Annotated in this window: 18 protein-coding genes; 10 read left to right on the forward strand and 8 right to left on the reverse strand. The window is 69.7% G+C overall.

Going from position 1 to position 19134, the window contains the following annotated elements:
• Positions 1–50: 50 nt before the first annotated feature.
• Positions 51–494 (forward strand): hypothetical protein, encoded by a 444-nt coding sequence (locus tag ABGB08_RS07840; RefSeq protein WP_347587816.1) that lies wholly within the window; start codon positions 51–53, stop codon positions 492–494.
• On the opposite strand, the gene ABGB08_RS07845 is transcribed toward ABGB08_RS07840, so the two are convergent.
• Positions 484–1560, reverse strand: coding sequence for a saccharopine dehydrogenase NADP-binding domain-containing protein (locus ABGB08_RS07845; protein ID WP_347587818.1), 1077 nt, complete (start codon positions 1558–1560; stop codon positions 484–486). The genes ABGB08_RS07840 and ABGB08_RS07845 overlap by 11 nt on opposite strands.
• A gap of 103 nt (positions 1561–1663) precedes the next feature.
• On the opposite strand from ABGB08_RS07845, the gene ABGB08_RS07850 reads away from it, so the two are divergent.
• From ABGB08_RS07850 to ABGB08_RS07875, 6 genes are all read left to right on the forward strand, one after another.
• The gene (locus tag ABGB08_RS07850) at positions 1664–2593 is read left to right on the forward strand and encodes an AraC family transcriptional regulator (RefSeq protein ID WP_347587820.1); all 930 of its coding nucleotides are present in this window, start codon (positions 1664–1666) and stop codon (positions 2591–2593) included.
• Positions 2594–2725: 132 nt separating this feature from the next.
• Entirely contained in the window at positions 2726–3316 is a 591-nt protein-coding gene (locus ABGB08_RS07855) for an RNA polymerase sigma factor (protein ID WP_347587822.1), read from the forward strand.
• Complete coding sequence (locus tag ABGB08_RS07860) at positions 3309–4307, forward strand: CU044_5270 family protein (protein ID WP_347587824.1); 999 nt, start codon at positions 3309–3311, stop codon at positions 4305–4307. Before ABGB08_RS07855 ends, ABGB08_RS07860 begins: the two co-directional genes overlap by 8 nt.
• A gap of 381 nt (positions 4308–4688) precedes the next feature.
• Entirely contained in the window at positions 4689–6161 is a 1473-nt protein-coding gene (locus ABGB08_RS07865; protein WP_347587826.1) for a heparinase II/III family protein, read from the forward strand.
• Positions 6162–6195: 34 nt separating this feature from the next.
• On the forward strand, positions 6196–6501 hold the full coding sequence (locus tag ABGB08_RS07870; protein ID WP_347587828.1) for a hypothetical protein: 306 nt from the start codon (positions 6196–6198) through the stop codon (positions 6499–6501).
• A gap of 278 nt (positions 6502–6779) precedes the next feature.
• Positions 6780–7301: an XdhC family protein gene (locus tag ABGB08_RS07875; RefSeq protein WP_347587830.1), complete on the forward strand. Its 522-nt coding sequence runs from the start codon at positions 6780–6782 to the stop codon at positions 7299–7301.
• Positions 7302–7329: 28 nt separating this feature from the next.
• Here the strand turns inward: ABGB08_RS07875 and ABGB08_RS07880 are convergent, their stop codons facing one another.
• Positions 7330–8187, reverse strand: a complete 858-nt coding sequence (locus ABGB08_RS07880; protein WP_347587832.1) for a helix-turn-helix transcriptional regulator — start codon at positions 8185–8187, stop codon at positions 7330–7332.
• 86 nt (positions 8188–8273) lie between these two features.
• Between ABGB08_RS07880 and ABGB08_RS07885 the strand changes: the two genes are divergently transcribed.
• Positions 8274–9059 (forward strand): SDR family oxidoreductase, encoded by a 786-nt coding sequence (locus ABGB08_RS07885; protein ID WP_347587834.1) that lies wholly within the window; start codon positions 8274–8276, stop codon positions 9057–9059.
• A 47-nt stretch (positions 9060–9106) separates the two neighbouring features.
• On the forward strand, positions 9107–9337 hold the full coding sequence (locus tag ABGB08_RS07890; protein ID WP_347587836.1) for a hypothetical protein: 231 nt from the start codon (positions 9107–9109) through the stop codon (positions 9335–9337).
• Between the two features lie 3 nt (positions 9338–9340).
• Here ABGB08_RS07890 and ABGB08_RS07895 read toward each other — a convergent pair whose 3' ends face one another.
• Positions 9341–10603, reverse strand: a complete 1263-nt coding sequence (locus ABGB08_RS07895) for a phytase (RefSeq protein ID WP_347587838.1) — start codon at positions 10601–10603, stop codon at positions 9341–9343.
• 254 nt (positions 10604–10857) lie between these two features.
• Here ABGB08_RS07895 and ABGB08_RS07900 point away from each other — a divergent pair, with 254 nt between their 5' ends.
• Complete coding sequence (locus tag ABGB08_RS07900) at positions 10858–11721, forward strand: methyltransferase domain-containing protein (protein ID WP_347587840.1); 864 nt, start codon at positions 10858–10860, stop codon at positions 11719–11721.
• On the opposite strand, the gene ABGB08_RS07905 is transcribed toward ABGB08_RS07900, so the two are convergent.
• The 5 genes from ABGB08_RS07905 to pstC all read right to left on the reverse strand — a co-directional run bounded on the left by ABGB08_RS07905 (position 11699) and on the right by pstC (position 19132).
• On the reverse strand, positions 11699–14071 hold the full coding sequence (locus ABGB08_RS07905) for an Ig-like domain-containing protein (protein ID WP_347587842.1): 2373 nt from the start codon (positions 14069–14071) through the stop codon (positions 11699–11701). The two genes, ABGB08_RS07900 and ABGB08_RS07905, sit on opposite strands and share 23 nt — an antisense overlap.
• Positions 14072–14081: 10 nt before the next feature.
• Positions 14082–16001 (reverse strand): phosphate ABC transporter substrate-binding protein PstS, encoded by a 1920-nt coding sequence (locus ABGB08_RS07910; protein WP_347587844.1) that lies wholly within the window; start codon positions 15999–16001, stop codon positions 14082–14084.
• The gene (locus tag ABGB08_RS07915; RefSeq protein ID WP_347588086.1) at positions 15998–16783 is read right to left on the reverse strand and encodes a phosphate ABC transporter ATP-binding protein; all 786 of its coding nucleotides are present in this window, start codon (positions 16781–16783) and stop codon (positions 15998–16000) included. Before ABGB08_RS07915 ends, ABGB08_RS07910 begins: the two co-directional genes overlap by 4 nt.
• Positions 16784–16881: 98 nt before the next feature.
• Positions 16882–18045 (reverse strand): phosphate ABC transporter permease PstA, encoded by a 1164-nt coding sequence (gene pstA / locus ABGB08_RS07920; RefSeq protein WP_347587846.1) that lies wholly within the window; start codon positions 18043–18045, stop codon positions 16882–16884.
• Between the two features lies 1 nt (position 18046).
• Complete coding sequence (gene pstC / locus ABGB08_RS07925) at positions 18047–19132, reverse strand: phosphate ABC transporter permease subunit PstC (protein WP_347587848.1); 1086 nt, start codon at positions 19130–19132, stop codon at positions 18047–18049.
• Between the last annotated feature and the right edge of the window lie 2 nt (positions 19133–19134).

Raw genomic sequence — 19134 nt, forward strand, 5'->3', positions numbered from 1 at the left:
GTGATGCCGTCCTTTCCTACCGTTTCGGATATCAGACAACGGGAGGAACCATGGCATTCACCTCTGGCAGTTTCCAGATTCCGTTCGGGCTGGCCCCGGCCCTGCTCAGCGGAAAGATCCAGGCCGAACTGGTCGACGTGGGCGGCGGCCCACCCGCCGACGTCCTCAAGGCGGGAGACCCCTTCCAGGTCAACCTCACCTGGGAGCTCACCGGCTCCCTCGCACCCATGATCGGCGGCACCTGGCAACTCCGCCTGCTGATCGACGAGATCGGCGGCCCGCACGACGCGCCCTTCCCCGCGGTCCCCCAGACCAAGCCCCTCACCGGCCTCAACGCCTACTCCGACGCCATCGTCGTCACCACCGGCCTCCCCGCCGGCCCCGGCGGCAGCAGCTACGCGATCGTCGCCTCCCTCAGCTACCTCAACGTCGCCGGCACCCCCGGCGCCATGGGCGGCTACGTGGACCTCGGCCTCGTGAGCGTCATCGCCTGACATCCAGGGATGCGACGCCGAAGTCGCCTCCCACCTCAATGGTCCAGTGGACGCCGTGGGGAAGCAGGGAGTCCAGGAAGCCGGCCGGGTCGTAGGCCTGACCGGGTGCGAGTACGCCCGGCTTGGCCGGGTTGGCGGCCAGGCGGCGGGCGCTCTCAACAGCGATCACGGCGGTGGTGCCGTAGGTGTCGGGGCCCTGCACCACGCCGCGGCCGTGGCGGCCGTCGGTGGCGACGGCGTCGATCACGTAGGTGAACCGCTGGGTACGGCGGTCCTCCTCGGTGGGTCCCTCGGGCAGCCCGGCGATGATCGCCGGGTCGAGGGGAACGCTCAGCCGGGCGCTCAGCGCGGCCTCAGCCAGGCCCTCGACATGCCGCACCTGGACGTGGCGCGGGATGGTCACGACCTCGCACAGCGGAAACTTCGCCACGGGCACCGCCTCTGAGCCGCCGGGCAGGATGATCGACGTGTGCCTGGCAGGGATGCCGACACGCCAGGCGCCTCCGTCGTAGCCGAGGCCGCCCGCCTTGATGAGGTCCATGCTCTCGATCACCGACCGGAGTGACCCGCGGGACGGCCCGCCGCCTCCGGTGATGACGTGGATGCTGGAGATCTCCTCAAGCGGTCCGAGGCGTTCGGCGAGGAGGCCGGCGACCAGGTCCGCGGGAACGCAGGCGTCGTTCGCCGCGGGAACGACGGTGACCCCGACGGCCTCCGCCGCCGCCCCGAAGGTGTCGAAGATCTCCTTGAGGTAGGACTGCTCCCCGGCGGTGTCGACGTAATGGCGGCCCGCGGCGATCGCGGCCCGGACCACCGCCGCGCCCGTCGGGGTGAAGGGGCCCGCGCAGTTGATGACCGCGTCGGCCTCCCGGAAGGCGGCGACGAGGGCGTCGTGATCGTCGGCGGCGGCCGGCCGTACGTCCGCTTCGGGCAGGCCGATCGTGGCGGCGGCCTCGCGCAGGCGCGCGGCGTCGCGGCCGACCAGTATGACTTCAGCGCTCCGGGTGGCTTCGGTGACGATGAGCTTGCCCTGGTAACCGTTTGCGCCATAGATGGCGAGCTTCATGTAGGTCTCCTGTTCGAGATGCCGGTCACACCTCACCGTAGGGACCCGTGCTGAGACGCCCAATACGTCAGAAGCTTCACTGCTTGCCTTATCGTCTTCGGAAATGGATGTCCTCTCCGATGTGATCACCGCCATGCATGCCGGTGTGCCGCACTCGGCGCGTGTCGTTCGTACCGCCCCGTTCGGCCGAAGGTTCCCTTCGAGTGACGGAGCAGGATTTCACGTGGTCTTGCAGGGGGCGGGGTGGTTGATCCCCCAGACCGGCGATCCCCTCGCCCTCGAGTCAGGCGATGTGGTCTTCCTGTCCCGCGGCGGTGCGCACGGCCTGGCCGACAGCCTGTCCACCCCCCTGGCCGACGTGTCGACGTCGCTGGCAGAGATTCGGCCCGATCCGGCCGAGGCGTCGACGACCGGTGCCCCGGCCATGGTCATGCTCTGCGGGGCTTACCTCCTCGACCGCTCTCACGCGCACCCGCTCATGGCGGAACTGCCGGAAGTCGTCCACCTGCCGACCAAGGCCGGCCGCCACTCGGGGCTACGCGCGGCGTTGGACCTCCTCCGTGGGGAGTTGGAAAGGTCCCGTCCCGGGACCGACGCCATGGTTCCGGCCCTGCTGGACGTGCTCCTGCTGCATATTCTTCGCGCCTGGTTCGACGAACGATCGCAGGAGGGCGCAGCCACCGGCTGGACCGCGGCGCTGCACGATCCGGCCATCGCGGCCGCGCTGCGGGCCATCCACAGCGAGCCGGAACGGCAGTGGAGCGTCGAGGACCTGGGCAGGCATGTGGGTCTGTCCCGCGCGGCCTTCGCCCGGCGGTTCACGACCCTGGTCGGCCAACCCCCTCTGACGTATCTCACCTGGTGGCGCATGACCATCGCCGCCCGGCTCCTGCGCGACTCCGACGCACCCGCGAGCGCGGTGGCAGGCAAGGTCGGCTACAACTCGGAGTACGCGTTCGCACACGCGTTCAAACGCACGTACGGCAGACCACCAGGCAGCTACCGGCGACAGGCCCGAGGCGCCGGATCCTGACGTTGTCGGAAAGGCGGGGATGTGCTGCGCGAGCGGATCGACTACCGCTGCGTGAAAGGGGATGGGCGGATCGGGAGATACAGGGTGTCCGACGCTCGTAGCCGAAGGAACGCACATGACGGGAAGACCATCGTGACCACGGTGTCCTGGGCCGGGCATCGGGCTGGGGATGCCGAGGTGGTGCGGCGGTCGCTGGCCGAGTCCGAGCGGTTCAGTGTGATCTTCGATGCGTATTTCGCGGAGATCCATCGGTATGTGACGCAGCGGCTGGGGCCCGACAGCGCGGAGGACGTGGTCGCGGAGACGTTTCTCACCGCGTTCCGGAAGCGGGCGCGGTATGACCCGTCTCGGGCGAGTGTCCGGGTCTGGTTGTACGGCATCGCCAGCAATCTCATCCGCCGCCACCATCGCACCGAGGTCCGCACGCTGCGAGCTCTCGGACGGCACGGCCCAGATCCCGATTTTCCGGGACATGAGGAAGAGGTCTCCACGCAGGTGAGCGCGCAGAGCCTGCGTCCGGACATCGCGGCGGCCGTCGCTGAGTTGCATCAGCGGGATCGTGACGTGTTGCTGCTGGTCGCGCTGGCAGACCTCAGTCACGAGGAGATCGCCGCCGCGCTGGGGATCCCGTACGGGACGGTGGGCTCGCGGCTCAATCGCGCCCGGCGCAAGCTGCGGGCGGCGCTGGGCGACAGCAACCCGATGGGGGGTGACCATGGATGAGCTGACGCGGGTCCGGGAACTGTACGGCGAGCCGAAACCCGACCCGGTTCTCAAGGCCAGAGTGGGCGCCCTGCTCGAGGCCGAAGCGCGGCGGCGGCTGCGGAGGCCGTGGACGGCCGCGGTGGCCGGTCTGGCCGCGGCTGTCGTGGCGGCGGTGGTGATCGCGCTGCCGGGGGGATCCCCGGGAATTCCGGTGCCCACGCCGGAGCCCTCGGGGCGGTCGATCCTGCTGGCGGCGGCGGTCACGGCGGAATCGGGGCCGGTGCAGGCTGGGGCGTACTGGCGGGTCAGGAAGCTGGTGCGGCAGCGGTATCCGGAGATGCTCGGCGGGGGCGAGAACCGGTATTGGGTGATCGATCCGCGTATTTCGGAGCAGTGGGTTTCCCGGAATGGAAAGGTCTGGGCTGGTGCGGTCTCGCTGGGGGCGGAACCGGCTGGGCCGGGCGACCGGGAGGCCTGGCTCCAGGACGGCTCGCCCGCTGAGTGGCCTGGGCATCAGGTGTTCACGGCGGCGGGGCCGAGCACGCTCGCGACCGTACGTGGCGGGGTGGCGTTCAGCATGGCGGGGCGGCCGATGACGTTCGCGCAGATCAGGAGCCTTCCGGCCGATCCCGTGGCGCTTCGTGCCCACGTCGCGGAGATCGTGTCGGCGGACGAGGGCGTGGTGGCGGACGCGCTCAGTGGTCTGCTCTGGAGCAAACCGTCTCCCTCTGACGTACGGGCCGCGGCCTACCGTGCTCTCGCGGACCTGCCGAATGTCACCTACCTCGGCACGCAGGCCGACGAATCGGGCAGAGCTGGAGCGGCGTTCTCCTTCACGCTGCGGGAGCCGTCTGGCCTGGTCCGCCGAACATTGATCATCGACACCGGGAATTCCCAGGTCATCTCCTCCACCACCGACGCGGTCGGGGTGAAGAACGACCAGGTCGAACTCGTCCTGGAAGCCGGTTGGACAAACGAAAGACCATCGGCGCCACAAGCCCCGGGATGACCGCTTAACGACCAAGCCAGAACCGGTCCCGGAAGCCGGTTGAACGAACGAAAGACCATCCGCGCCGCACCCCCCGGAATGACCGCTTAACGACCAAGCCCGAACCGGTCCCGGAAGCCGGTTGAACGAACGGCCCGTCCCCCATAACGACCAAGCCGAACTGGCCCCGGAGGCCGAACGAGCGAACGCGCCGGGCATGCCCCGATGACGGTCGTTTGCCGGTAATCCCCCGGCCCTCGGGGTCCCCTTCTCTGGTTTGGAGCAATCGCTTGTTTTGGCATGCCCTCATGACGATGGCGGATTCGCGTCTCTCGTTGGCCACCAGCGACGGGGCCGGTGGTCGCGGGTCCTGGTGGGATTTCGATCGATGTGGAGCAGGTGATGGCGGGGCGGGTGGGATTCGTTGGGCTGCCTGTCGTTGATCTGGGGCGGGATATCGACTGGCGGGCCGATCCGCACCGCAACCGGTCGTGGATGTTGAATCTGCACGCGTTGCGATGGATGGGCGGGCTTGTCGTCGCGTACGAGAAGGGCGGGGATCGGGCGCTGCTGGAGCGTGCGGCCGAGATCGCCGAGGACTGGGTGCGGAAGAACTCGCGGCGCTGGGCGGGGGTCAGCGCGTGGGCGTGGGCTGAGCATTCGGTGGCGCTGCGGGCGCCCGCGCTGGTCCGGCTGAGCGCGCATGTGCGGTCGAACTGGCTGTCCAGAAGCCTGATCGAGCATGCTCGCGTGCTGTCCGATCCCGCCCTCTACCGGCCCGGGCACAACCACGGCCTGGACCAGGACATCGCGCTGCTGGCGATCGGCTGCCGCTTCCGCCGAAGGCGGTGGACAGAGCTGGCGATCAGCCGGATGGCGGCGTCGGCGGAACTCGCGATCGACGACCAGGGCGCACTGCACGAGCAGGCCCCCAGGTACGGCGTCTACGTGCACAAACGGCTGGGTGTCGGGCTGGACGCGATCAGAGGGTGTGGGGCCGTGATCCCTCCAGGTCTGGAGGAACGGCGCCGGTCGCTGGAGACCTACGTAAGTCACGCCACCCAACCGGACGGGCGTCTGGTGCCCATCGGGGACAGTCCGGCCGACACCCGTCCCGTGGGCTTCCGGAACGAGGAGGCGACGGTCAAGATTTTCGACAGTGGTTATGTGTTCGGGCGTACACGATGGAATGACCGCAGGTCGGCGTATTACTCGATCAGGTTCGGGCCGGGGCGGAAGTTGCACGGTCATGAGGATCATCTGGGTGTGACGTATCACGCGCATGGCCGGGACATCCTGGTGGAGGCGGGGTTCCATTCGTACGAGAAGGACGCCTACCGGGAGTGGACGACCTCGCCGGAGGCGCACAATGTCCCGGTCGTGGTCGGCGGGGAGTTCCGTCCGGATACGGCTACGCGTCTGGAGCACTCCGATGTGAGGGCGACGCGGCAGAGCTTCCGGCTGTCCGACGACGCATACGGGGTTGTGCGCACAAGGTCGGTGCTGGTCAATCATGGTCCGGATCTGATGGTCGTGCTGGATAAGGTCCCGGAAGGCGCTCAGCTGCGTAGTCTGTGGCATCTCGCGCCCTCGCTTCGGGTGATCTCGAACCGCGATGGCCGACTGGTCCTGGCGGACGGGGACTGGCGGGCGACCATGGTGTTCCTCCCCGCTGGAGAGCCGGAATTGCGCCAGGGCATGGTCTCCCCTGGCTATCTGCGCAAAGTGGAGACGACGACGGTTCTTTCACCGCCGGGCACCAGGGTGCTGACCTTGATCGTGCCGGGTGCCGACAATCCGGAGATCTCCTTCCGCGACGGCGGAATCACGGTCGGCGGTGTCTCCTTTCCCGCGTGGCAGTTGACGACGGCATAGGAGCTCACGCAGGGGGCGACCTATCGTGGCTGTCATGAGTGACCCCTGCCCATGTGGTTACGACTCCCGCACGCCACCCATCACGTGGGAGGACGGGTACGCCTTGTCACTCCACTACGACAAGATCAGGAAATTTCTGGACATCGTGGTGCGGGACAACTCTCGTTGGCTCGGGGTGCTGCGGTGCACGAACTGCGGGCGGTTGTGGGGCGAGGACGCCATCAGCTCCGGCCAGGCCGACTTCCACTACGTGTATCCGATCACAGCCACGAACCCCGAGGCATGGCTCGCATCCGCCGAAACACTCGTCCTTCCTCACCGCCGCGACAAATCGTCATGAAGCATCATCGCCAACACGGCTCTTCACGACCCGCTCGATCGCCGCTACGAATCTTCATGACCCGCTCGACCGCCGCCACGCCCCTTCATGACCCGCTCAAACCGCCGACGCGACCCCTGATGACCTGTCCCACCGCCGCCACGCCCCTTCACGATCCGCTCAACCGCCGACGCGACCCTGATGCCCCGCCGTGTCCCTTCCCGGCATTCCATCGCGGCGTACCCTGAGATGACCGGTCGTGAAATAACCGGCTGCCGGCTACGTGAGAAGGTTCTGAGATGGCCCACGTTCACGACGCGTCCTGCGCGGTCGCTCACGGGGAAGCGGCTCCGGTCGAGGAGACGCGTACGCTTGTCGCGGTCTTCGCCTCCCCCATGGCCGGATTTCTCCTGAAATACGGCACCGATCTGGGCTACCGGCCGATCTTGTTCGAGCCGGATCCGGACCGGATCGTCGAGTTCCCCGGCGTGAAGCGAGTCACCGAGCCCACTGCGGAGTTCGACGAAACGGCCGACGTCGTCGTCACCGACCACCATCGGGACGGGATCGGACCGATACTCCGTGATGTCCTCGGATACCCGGTCCGGTGGATCGGCATCATCGGAAGCCCTCGCCACCAAGGACCCCACGTCCAGGCACTCACCGAACTGGGAGTCGCCGAGTCGGAGATCGCCCGGGTCCATCGACCGATCGGGCTCGACATCGGATCACGCACCCCACCGGAGATCGCCATCGCCACCCTCGCCGGACTGATCGCCGACCGCAACAACCGCCCAGGCGGATTCGCCTTCGCCCGATAACCGCTCGCCGGTAATTGTTCCGGCTCCGTCAGAGCGACCTGCTCGCATTGACGCACTCGGCTCCAAGTACATTCAGAAGAGCCAAAGCCTCGGCGCCAGAGGATCCTGGCGGCGCGCTGTAGAGCACGAGGTGCTGGTCGCGGTCCGTGAGCGTGAGCGAGTCGCAGTCGACGGTGATTTCCCCGACGACCGGGTGACGGAAAGTCTTCGTGAGCATCGGCGCAGCCTGCACGTCGTGCCGCTCCCAGAGTCGGGCGAACTCGGCGCTGGCGTCGCGGAGCTCGTCGACGAGTTTGGTCACCGCGGGGTCGGATGGGTACCGGGCGAGGGTGGATCGGAGCCCCATGACGACGTGGTGCCGGAACTCCGCGGCGTCGGAGATCCCGTATGGCGTCGCATCGGCGCGCGCCGACCCGAGGAATGCCCGGCGCGCGAGATTGCGGTCCTCCGGGGCGAGCTCAGCGAAGTCCTCCATGAGCGCGGCCGCGAGGTCGTTCCACGCGAGCACCTCGAACGTGGCGGACGTCACGAAAGCGGCCGTCTGCGGCAGCCGCTCGAGGAGCGCGAGAATGCTCGGGCGGACGTCGCGCCGATGCAGTCCGGTACGGCTCGGCGCAGTGCCCGCGAGGACGTGGAGGTGATCGGACTCGGCGTCCGTGAGCCGCAGCGCGCCTGCGATCCCGGCGAGGACCTCGCCCGACGGTCGCGGCGCCCTGCCCTGCTCGAGCCGGACGTAGTACTCGGTGGAGATGTGCGCGAGGACCGCGACCTCCTCGCGGCGAAGACCTGGTGTCCGGCGTCGCGAGCCCGAGGGGAGGCCGACGTCCTCCGGCCGGAGCCGCTCGCGACGGCTACGGAGGAACGCCCCAAGCTCCTGCTTGTCCATACCCCAAGTCTGCACGCTGTGCGGCGACGGATCCTGGTACCGCCTGTGCCTGCATCCGGATCCCGGGCTGGCACGACGCTGTCAGCATGACAAACAACATCGACACCGCCCCCATCGGCCTGCTCACCGGCAAGGTCGTATTCATCACCGGCGCCAGCCGCGGCATCGGCGCAGCTGCGGCCCGGCTCTTCGCACGGGAGGGCGCCGCTGTCGTGCTCGCCGCCCGCAGCACCGACGCCCTCGACCGCATCGTCACCGAGGTCCGCGCCGATGGGGGCGTCGCCGACGCCGTCGCCCTGGACCTCGCCGACCGCGCAAGCATCCGCGCCGCCGTCGACCGCGTCGAAGAGCTGCACGGACGGCTCGACGGCGCCTTCAACAACGGCGCGGCGATCCAGCAGCAGGTCGGCCCGCTCGACACCACGACCGACGAGGACATCGACGAGCAGTTCGCCGTGAACTTCCGCGCGCACTGGACCGCCATGACCGCCGAGGCCGCACTCATGCGACGGAACGGCGGTGGGGCGATCGTCAACACCTCGAGCATCGGCAGCCGCCGCGCGAACCCCGCCCTCCCCGCGTACGGTGCCATGAAGCGCGCGCTCAACAGCATTACCGAGACCGCCGCGGTGAGCTGGGCCCGTGATGGCATCCGGGTGAACGGCATCACCCCCGGCGGCACCGCCACGGAGATGATCGACGCGTGGGAGGCGGCGACGCCCGGCATCGTCGAGCGATTGAAGGCATCGATCCCACTCGGACGGATGGCCGAGCCCCACGAAGTCGCCGAGGCGGCCGCATGGCTGCTAAGCGACCGGGCCTCGATGGTGACCGGCGCGATCGTGCCGGTGGACGGCGGCGCCGGCGCCTGAAAGGGAGAGCCCGGGCAAGCCATCAGGGACGGCCAGCCCAACTGATCGTGCGCCAGAACCTTGGGTATGCGTTTGGCCCCACCGAGGGCCGCCGGGGCCGCCGGTCCCCCGGTTTGGCAGTCCAGGCCCTCACCGAACTGGGCGTCGCCGTGCCGGAGATCGCCCGGGTGCATCGCCGATCGGGCTCGACATCGGGTCGCGTGCCCCCGCCGGAGATCGCCATCGCCGTGTTCGCCGACCGCGACAACCGCCCGGGCGGGTTCGCATTCGCCAGGTGAGGATCAGCCCCGGGTGTCGACGAGCAGGCCCATCCGGCGGGCCACGTCATCCCACTTCACCAGCGCGAACGCGTTCCCGCCGGTACGGGCGACCAGCAGGCCCTTGCCGTAAGGCGATCCGAGGGCCAGGTTCGTGACGGCCAGGCTGCCGGTTGCCGGGACTGAGCCGATGCGGAATCTGCCCATGTATTGGACGGGCTGCCGGTTGTACACGGCGAAACGGCCGTTTCCGGGGGTGGCGGCGATCAGGTAGCCGGGGCTGCCGGGGGCGCGGTAGAGGGCCAGCGCGCCGACGTCTTCGAGGCGGTCGCTGCCTTCGCCCGGGCCGCAGGTACCGTCGGCGGCGGGTAGGGCGCCGAATCCGGAGACCACGTCGACGAGGGAGGGCTGGCCGGTGAGGTCTGGGGTGAGTTGCCAGATGCCGACGCCGCGCTGGGCGACGTAAAGGGTGGACGTGTCGGCCGCCAGGCCCACGACGGGGGCGGGACCGCAGGGGGTCCATGGGGTCAGGTCGTGGGTGACCAGGTCGGTGGGCAGGTCGAGGGTGCGGACGACCTCGTACGCGACCTTGCGGCCCGCGGCGGGGACCAGCCGCACCAGCGCGAGCCGGGCGGCGCCGTCCTGGGCGACGACCGCGTACACCCCGGTGGCGTCCTGCCAGACCCTGACGTCGCGCGGGACCCCGTCGGGGAAGATCACCGGCATGTCGGGCGCGGTGACCTCCTCGATGAGCGGGTTTCCGAAACTCGCGGCCACCGGCCGGAAGGCGAGGGCGCGCAGCCTGCCGGTCGCGCCGTCGGTGACCACCGCGATGTCGTTGGTCCACGCGGGGTCGAAGCGGAACCGGTAAAACACGTCCACACCGGTCAGCCGGACCCCCGGGCCGTGCAGGCGGAGGAGGCGGCGGCCGGCCAGGTTGTATGCGGCTATGCCGCCGTCCTCGGCCGCGCCCACGACCACACTCTTGCGCCGGTCGGTCGGATGCCGCCAGATCCCCACGCCAGCGGCCACCCCACCGGCGACCTTGGCCAGACCGGCCGGACGCACGTAAACCTGCCCCCGCGCCTGAGGCGGGGTTTCCGCCGGAGCGGCGGGAGTCGGCTGCGCGGATGGGACTGCGGTCGACTGCTCTGGCGTGGGGGCCACCACGATGTCGAGCTCAGGGTCCCCCAGCAACTCGGCACCGGTCAGGTTCGCGTTGGTGGAAACCACCACAACCAACGCGACTGCGGCTACCACGGCCCCGGCGATCGGCAGCCTTCTCACAGCGGTCACTCCACCTCGTCCGAAATCACACGGGGAACACACGGGAGGCCGCATGGCGAACCACGCGGCGATCCCACAAGCGAACAACAGAGAACGGCCGATCATGGCGAAGCGGAGAGAACCCTCGGCGAACGCCGTGACAACATCCACACAGCTGCTGGTGAAGAACCTCATGTCGAGCACGCGTGTCGCTGTTCCTCCGTTGTTCCCCGCCAGGATCGCCGCCGTTGGCGGGGCCTCGCTAGGAATCCCCCATGACGACCACTGGCACGCCGATCATCGGCCCGGGGCGGCTGAGCCTGTCCGCCGCCCGCCATCCCAATCCCCTCTGGTGGACCCTCGGCCTCGGCCTGGGCCTGGCCAACGCGGTACGCCATCGTGGCAAGGCCTATCGGCGGCCGAGGCCGTACACGACGGAAGAGGTGGGGCGGAGTGTGGACTATGTGGTCGCGGTCGTCGACCGGTGGGAGGAGGATGGGGTCCGGAGTTGGGAGGGCCTGCGGGTGCTCGAACTGGGGCCTGGGCCTGACCTTGGCACTGGCGCGGTGATTCTTTCTCGTGGCGCGGCCTCCTATACGGCGGCGGACCTTTTTCCGCTCGCCGACGACGCGGGCTCGCGCTACTACGACGCCCTCGGGGAACGCCTGGGCGTGCCGGTGGATCTGGATCGGATCGGTTACCACGTGACCGCGTTTCCCGGGTTGCCAGGTCTGGACGGCCCTTATGACGTGGTGGTGAGCAGTGCCGCGCTGGAGCATTTCGACGACGTGCCCGCCACGTTCGCGCGGCTGGGCGAGCTGGCCGCGCCGAACGCGACCATGACCCACCATGTGGACGGCATGGTGCACATGCGCGGCATCCGCCCCCGCGACCCGCTCAACCTGCTCCGCTACTCGGACTGGACCTACCGGCGGATGAGCTTCCCCGGCGTGCCCAACCGGCTGCGCGCGAGCGACTACCTGGCGGCGGCCGAGGAGACGGGCTGGCGGGCGCGCATCGTGCCAGGCCGCGTCGCCACGGACGCCTACGTCGAGCGGGTACGACCCGGCCTGGCCAGGCCATTCCGGGATCGCACCGATCTGGCCACGCTGACCTTCAGCGTGGTCTGCGCGCGTTAGGGACTCCCCGGCCCCACGCGGTCGCCACGGTCGCCGGATCCGCGTACGTCGCGCCGCGCGCCTGGTTGAGGGCGCTGGTGAAGTCGTTCGCGCAGTACGACTCGCCGTCGCTGGTCCAGTGGGTCCGCCAGTCGCCGGTGCAGTCCCACTGGGTGCCGGTGCCGCCCAGGCGCTTGCCGCGCAGGAACTTGTAGATCTGAAGGATGCGCCACTGCCCGGGCACGCCCGACAACATCGCGGCCACCTGGTCTGGCGGGGTGTAGCGGGTGCCGTCGGTACGCGTGCCCAGCACGGGCACCCAGTGGTAGCAGGTGAGGGCGGGGTCGTTGCACCAGTTTCCGGCCAGGCCCTGCACGCTCACGAAATAGGGCGAGACGGCCTGCTCGCGCAGGTTGACGCCGTAGCCGTACTGGCGGGCGTAGGCGAAGCAGGTGGCGACCGGGTCGAGCTGGACCGCCGTGGTGGGCGGGCTGCCCACGTACCCGGGGTAGAGGAACAGGCCCCAGGCGCGTTGGTGGCCGTGGGCGGCGAAGGCGTCGAGGGAGCCGCAGGTCTCCGCGCGCAGGGTTTGCGGGGTGGGCTGTGGCTGCCCGGCGGGCGGGGTGAGATTGATGTAGTTCGCGCTGTGGCTGACGAAGCTCCAGCCGTACTCGTCGCGCAGCCGTTCGGTCTCCGGCCAGGTGGCGTAGTCGGCCAGGGTCGGGTCGCAGAAGTTCTCGTCGGCGTAGCGGACCACGACCGACCCGGTGACAGGGATGTTCCGGGCGCGCAGGTCGTCGGCGAGGTCGCCGAAGAGGGGCACGGAGCCGCGTCTGAGCTGGCAGTTCTGGTCGACGGCACCGAGTTGCGAGCGGCTCGCCAGCAGCGTGACATAGCCGGCGCCCGCGCCGCTGCCCCGGCTGAACGGCACCGCGACCGAGGCGGTGAGTCCCCGGTCGTCGGCCGCTTCGGCGCGCAGGGTGAAGTTGCCGTACGACGGCGGGGTCCAGGTGGCCGACCAGGCCGAACCCTGGAGCGCGGGCCGGAAGGCGACGGCGGCCGGGCCCCAGCCCCCGGCGGGCTGCCAGTACTGGCCGGTGTCCCGGCTGATGACGTAGAGGCGCACCTCGCGTACCGAGGTGTCGTCGGTGGCCGTGCCGGAGAGCGTGATCGGGCCGGCGCCGTACCCCTTGCCGAGGATCGGCGCGGTGATCGCGACCTCGGGGGCGAACGCGGCCGAGTCGGGGCCGCCGACCGTGAAGGGCACGCGGGGGTAGGCCGGGTCCTCCTGGCCGGCCGCGTCGATGGCGGTGAACTCCGCCTGGTAGCTGCCGGGGCCGGGTGGCGTCCACGCGAAGGACCAGCCGGTCCTGGTGAAGAGCTGCTGCCCGTTGGCCACCGACGCCTTGCCGCCGTCCCGCGGGCCGGTCAGCGTGACCGCGCGCCGCTGGTAGGCGCCCCAGGTCCCGTCGGAGCGCAGCCACTTGCCGGTGCCCCGGTCGAGCAGGGCCACCACCACGGAGGCGACGCCGCGCGCGTCGTCGGCCACGCCCTCCCATTTCACCGGCCCGCCGCCGGGGAAGGCCCGGCGAGTGGTCGTGACGGTCGTGGCAGGCGCGTTGGCGTCGGCGAAGAAGGTGCGGCTGATGTCGCGGGTGGCGCCGGATCCGTCCCGCACCTTGACGGCGAAGGTGTACTGGCCGTCCTCGGGCGGGGTCCACCGGAATGTCCACGCGAAGGTCCCGGCACCGGTGAAGGGCGTGGCCTGGAGAGCCTCGTAGTTCGTGTCCCAGGTCCCATTCGGGTGCCACCACTGCTGGGTGCCCACGTTGCGTACGGCCACCCGGATGTCGGTGACCGCCACGTCGTCGGCGGCCAGGCCGCGCAGAACCACCTCCCGGCCCCGGGGGACGATCGCGTCCTTGGCGGGCTCGGCGATCGCCGCGTCCGGCTGCGCCGAGACGGCGGCGGGCAGTTCGGTGACGGTGAAGCGGCGGAACGGCAGCGCGGGGTCGGTGGATCCGTCGGCGGCGGTCGCGACAGCCTGGACCAGGTAGTCGCCCGGCTCGCCGCCCGGCCAGGTGTAACTCCACGCGCCACCGGGGCCGACGGGCACGACCGGAGCGCTGTAGTCACCCCAGGCGCCCGGCCGCCACCAGAGCTTCCCTGCGCGGTCCTGGATGCCGACCCGGACGGAGACCGCCCCGGTCGCGGTGCCGCTGACGGTGATGGGGGCGCGCGAGTGCAGCGTCCCCTCCCCCGGGGTGCTGATCTGCGCCGCGGGCGCGGCGACAGCGCTCCCGGCGAACGGCGGGACCACGATGACCGATCCACCCAGCAGAGCGGCGACGGCCAGCCGTCGGATTCTCATAGGTTCTCTCTCAGTGCTGGCGGGAGCGGCGCAGGCGGGCCGCCATCCCGGCCACGGCGGGACCGAAGACGACCGCGATCAGCGCGAGGACCATCGCGAGCAGCGTCCAGGGCGTGCTGGCGGCCTCCGCGACCTTCTTGACCTCGGTCGCGGCGCCCCCGGCGAGTTGCGGGTTGATACTGGCGTTGCCGCCGCTGGTACCCGAGCTGCCGGCCAGCGGGAGGACCTGCCCGTCGGGGGAGACGCCGGGCGTGGTTCCGTCGCCGGTGCCGGTCGTCGTCGAGGTGTCCCCGCCGGTCGGCGTGCCGCTGCCCGGGCCGCCGGTCTCTCCGTCGCCACCGCCGTCCCCGGCTCCCGGCGTGCTACTGCCCGGGCCGCCCGTGGCCGACTTGCTGGAACCGCCGGTCGGGTTGGACTTGCCACCGGACTTGGGAGAATTGCTGGGACTGGCACTCGACCCGCCGCCGCCACCGCTGGGATTACTGGCTCCCGGCGAAGGACTGGCGCTTGGGCTGGGCGAGTTGCTGTTGTTGTTATTGTTGTTGCTATTATTATTGTTATTGTTCTGATTGTTGTTATTGTTGTTGTTTTGCTCGTTGTTCTGATTGTTATTGTTGTTGTTATTCGGGGGGTTCTCCTCGATCGCCTTCTCGCCTTCCTCGTAGCACTTCTTCCCGTCCGGCAGGGAGAGGCTCTTGTAGTACGCGCCCCACTGGGCTCCGCTGGTTGGCAGCGCCGGATGGCCGGGCACCGAGTTGAGCGCGCTCAGGCCTTGCTCGATGAGTTCCTGCGGGAGCTGGGAGTAGCCGATCTGGTCGACGTTCTTCTGGCCCTCGGTGATCGCGTGCAGGGTGAACTTGCTGATCACCTCGCCCTTGGCGGCGTCGTACCCGTCGGTCGGCACGATGATGTAGTTGTAGCTGGAGATCGGGTACGCGTTGGGGTGCGTGTGCGCGTACACGTCGGTCAGATCGTAGGTGCCGTCGCTCTTGCGGTGGGCGGCGGTCAGCGCGATCGCCTGGCTGCACGCGGTCGGCTCGGCGTAGTTGCCGGAGGCGTTCTTCAGTTTGACCACCGGCAGCCCGACCTGGATGGCGTAGGCGTACTCGGCGTATCCGATGGCGCCCTTGCCCGCCTGCCCCTGCTGCACGGTGATGGCGACGGTGTCGGAGCCGCTCTTGTACTCCATGCCCGACCCGCGATTCTCCGGCCACTCGTCGGTGGCCCCGCAGATGGCACCCTGGCAGTCCTCGACTTTCGAGGCGGGCGGCAGCCCAGGACAGCCCTCAGCCCGCGTGCACCCGCCCTCCATGTAGCCCTTCCACCGGTCCCCCGCCTGCTTGCTGAGGTATTCGGTGAACACCGAGGTGGTCCCGGACCCGCCCTTGCGCACCACCGGATAGATCGGCTGGTGCGGCAGCCGCGCCTGGATCTCCGGGTTCTCCGCCTTGATATCGGGATCGTCCCAGAACATCTCGGGCTCGCCCCGATACTGCGTGTAGTACGCGCTGGTGAAGATCTTCACCAGCAGCGGCCCCGACAACTTCAGCCCGGTGATGGCCTGCCCGGCATTGTCCTTGATGCTGTACATGACGGCCGTGCCACCCCCGACCAGCGGCATGTACGTGTACGGAAAGTTCGGCAAGGCCTCCGTGCCGAGGTTGTCGGGGAACCGGTAGGACACGTCGCTGGAGGCGAAGTCGGCGTTCTCCCTCTTCGCGAACCGGTCCCGCCCGGCGGTGGACCCCACCTGCTGGTAGTTGATCGACAGTCCCTGCCGCCGCACGTCCACGGTCCACTGCTGGATCGCCAGATACGCGAAGGTGGACCCGGCCCCGTTCACGGTCGGCAGGTCCGCGCCGCTCGCGGGAGCGGGCCCGATCCCCAGGAAGACCAGGACCATCAACAGCGAAATCGCGACCCGGCTCATCCGAACCTCCCGTTGACGTAGTCGGCGGTGCGCGGGTCCTCGGGCGAGCCGAAGATGTGCTCGGTGGCGCCCTGCTCGACCACCCGGCCCGGCTCGTCCTCGGCCGCCAGGAAGAACGCGCAGTGCTGGGAGACCCGCTGCGCCTGCTGCATGTTGTGGGTGACGATCACGATCGTGACCTGGTCCTTGAGTTCATGGATGGTCTCCTCGATCCGGCGGGTGGAGGTCGGGTCGAGCGCCGAGCAGGGCTCGTCCATGAGCAGCACGTCCGGCCGGACGGCCAGCGACCTGGCGATGCAGAGCCGCTGCTGCTGGCCGCCGGAGAGCCCGCCCGCCGGGGCGCTCAGGCGGTTGCGCACCTCGTTCCAGAGGCCGGCGCGGCGCAGGCTCTCCTCGATGAGCTGCTCCCGGTTGCCGGCCTTGCGGCCGGTGAGTTTCAGCCCGGCCATGACGTTGTCGCCGATGGTCATGGCGGGGAACGGGTTGGGCTTCTGGAAGACCATGCCGATCCGCCGCCGCACCTCGGTGATGGGCAGCGCCGTGCCGTAGATGTCGTCGCCGTCCAGCAGCACGCTGCCGGCCAGCGTGGCGATCGGGACGAGCTCGTGCATGCGGTTGAGGATGCGCAGGAAGGTGGACTTGCCGCAGCCGGACGGGCCGATCAGCGCCGTCACCACCCCCGCGCGCATGTCGATGTTGACGCCTTCCAGCACCCGGCGCGCGCCGAACCAGGCCGACACCCCGACCCCGCGCAGCGTGCCCCCGGCCGGCTGGACCGGCATCGTGGCCGTGGCGGTCATGGTGGCCGTGGCGGTCATGGTGGCCGTGGTGGTCTCGGTCGCCGTGGTGGTCTCGGTCTCCTTCTCGGTCTCCTGGGTGCTCACTTCGCCGCCGCCTTCCGACGGCGGCGGCTGCTCCGGCCGCCGGGACCGGCGCCGCCCGCCAGCCGGGCCAGCACGAAAAGCACGAGCACGAGAATGAGCAGGAGCAGCGCGCCACCCCAGGCACGTTCCACAAAGGTCTCCTTGGAGCTTCTGATCTGGTTGAACACGAAGAGCGGGATGTTGTCCTGGTAGTCGGAGAACGGGTTGACGTTGAGGATGTTGGTCCCGCCGACCGTGAGCAGCACCGGCGCGGTCTCCCCGACCACCCGGGCCATGCCGAGGATCACCGCGGTGGCCAGCCCCGCCCGCGCGGTCGGCAACACCACCAGCAGCACGCTCCGCCAGTACGGCGAGCCCAGCGCCAGCGCCGCCTCCCGCAGGCTGCCGGGCACCACCCGGAGCACCTGCTCGGCCGCGATGGTCACCGTGGGCAACATCAGGATGGTCAGCGCCAAGCTGCCCGCGAAGCCGGAGAACCCCCACCCGGTGCGGATGACCACGATCGAGTACACGAACAGTCCGGCCACGATCGACGGCAGCGCGGTCATCGCGTCGGCCACCAGCCGGGTGGGCCGGGCCAGCGGGCCGGAGATCTCGCTCAGGTAGACGGCGGTCAGCACGCCGAGCGGGACCGCGATCAGGGTGGCGATGCCCAGCTGCTCCAGGGTGCCGATGAGCGAGTGCAGCAATCCGCCGTCACCGGCCTCCGACAGCGGGCCGGTCAGCTCCATGGTCTCGGCCAGGAAGCCGAAGTCGATCACGCCGATGCCGCGGATCGTGACGTACCCGACCACCAGGAAGATCGGCGAGAGGGCCAGCGCCGCGCCGGTGGTGATCAGGACGGAGGCCAGCCGGTCGCGGGCGGTCACCGGGCCGTGGCCGTCCCGGACGACCAGCCAGTAGATGGGCAGGGTCAGCACATACCAGGCGACGACGAACGCGACGCCCTGGATCCGGAACGGCAGGAACCTGTCGAAGATCAGCCAGGTCAGCAGCAGCGCGGAGGCGGCCGATCCGGCGAACTCCCCGATGTCGGCCCACCGCCAGGCCCGGGGCCGCCGCCGCGGCGACGCCTTCGCCGCCATCGTCGATACATCCGGGATATCCGGCTTATCCGGCTTTTCGGCGGGCTTGGGGTCGATAGCCCGGGTCGCTGCCATGTCAGGCCACCGACTTCGCGCGCTCGACCACGATCGCGGCCAGCAGGTTGATCACGATGGTCACCAGGAAGAGCGAGAGCCCGGCCGCCATGAGCGCGCTCAGGCCCAGCTCCTGCGCGTCGAAGAACTCCACCGCGATCCCGCTGGCCACGGTGATTCCGCCGGTCTCGAAGATCTGCGGCTTGATCTCGAAGCGGATGTTGAGGATCAGCGTGGCCGCGATGGTCTCGCCGAGCGCCCGGCCGAGGCCGAGCATGGAACCGCCGATGATGCCGGTGCGCCCGAACGGCAGGACTACTGTGGTGATCATCCCCCACCGGGTGCCGCCGAGCGCCAGCGCGCCCTCACACTCGTGCCGGGGGGCCTGCGAGAGCACCTCGCGGATGATCGAGGTGGTGATCGGGATCGACATCAGCGCGACCACCAGGCCCGCGTTGAAGAGCGAGGAGCCGGTGGCGATCGCCCGCATGAACGGCAGCGAACCGCCCAGCTGCGCCACCAGCCAGCCCTCGATCGGCTGGAGCCACGGGACCAGGAAGAACAGCCCCCAGAGCGCGAAGATCAGGCTGGGGATGGCCGCCATCAGGTCGACCAGCGAGGTGAGCGCGGCGCGGACGGCGCGCGGGGCGTACTCGTTGATGAACACCGCCGTGGCCAGGGCCAGCGGCACGGTCACCAGCATGGCCACGATCGCGGTGACGGCGGTGCCGAACATCATCGCGGCGACGCCGAACTCAGGCGGCGTCGAGTCGGGATCCCAGCGCTGCGTGGTCAGGAAGTCGAACCCGGCGGCCCGGAACGCGGGCAGCGCCTCCAGGAGCAGGAAGGCGCCGATCAGCACGATGATCAGCAGCGTGATCCCGGCGCCGGTGGTCGCCAGCGCCCGGTAGAAGCGGTCGCTCCCGCTCAGCCTCGCCTCGATCCGGCGAGGTCCCTCGTCGGCCAGGGGACCCTCGTCGCCCGGGGGTCCGGGAGGACCTGGCGGACTCGAGGGATCCGAGGGATTCGAAGGACCTGGAGGGTCCGGAGGTTCACCTAAGCCGAGGGCCGCGAGGCCCGTCGATCCCTCGGCGTCGTTCGATTCCACCG

The organism is Acrocarpospora sp. B8E8 (assembly GCF_039871605.1).
Classification (GTDB): domain Bacteria; phylum Actinomycetota; class Actinomycetes; order Streptosporangiales; family Streptosporangiaceae; genus Acrocarpospora; species Acrocarpospora macrocephala.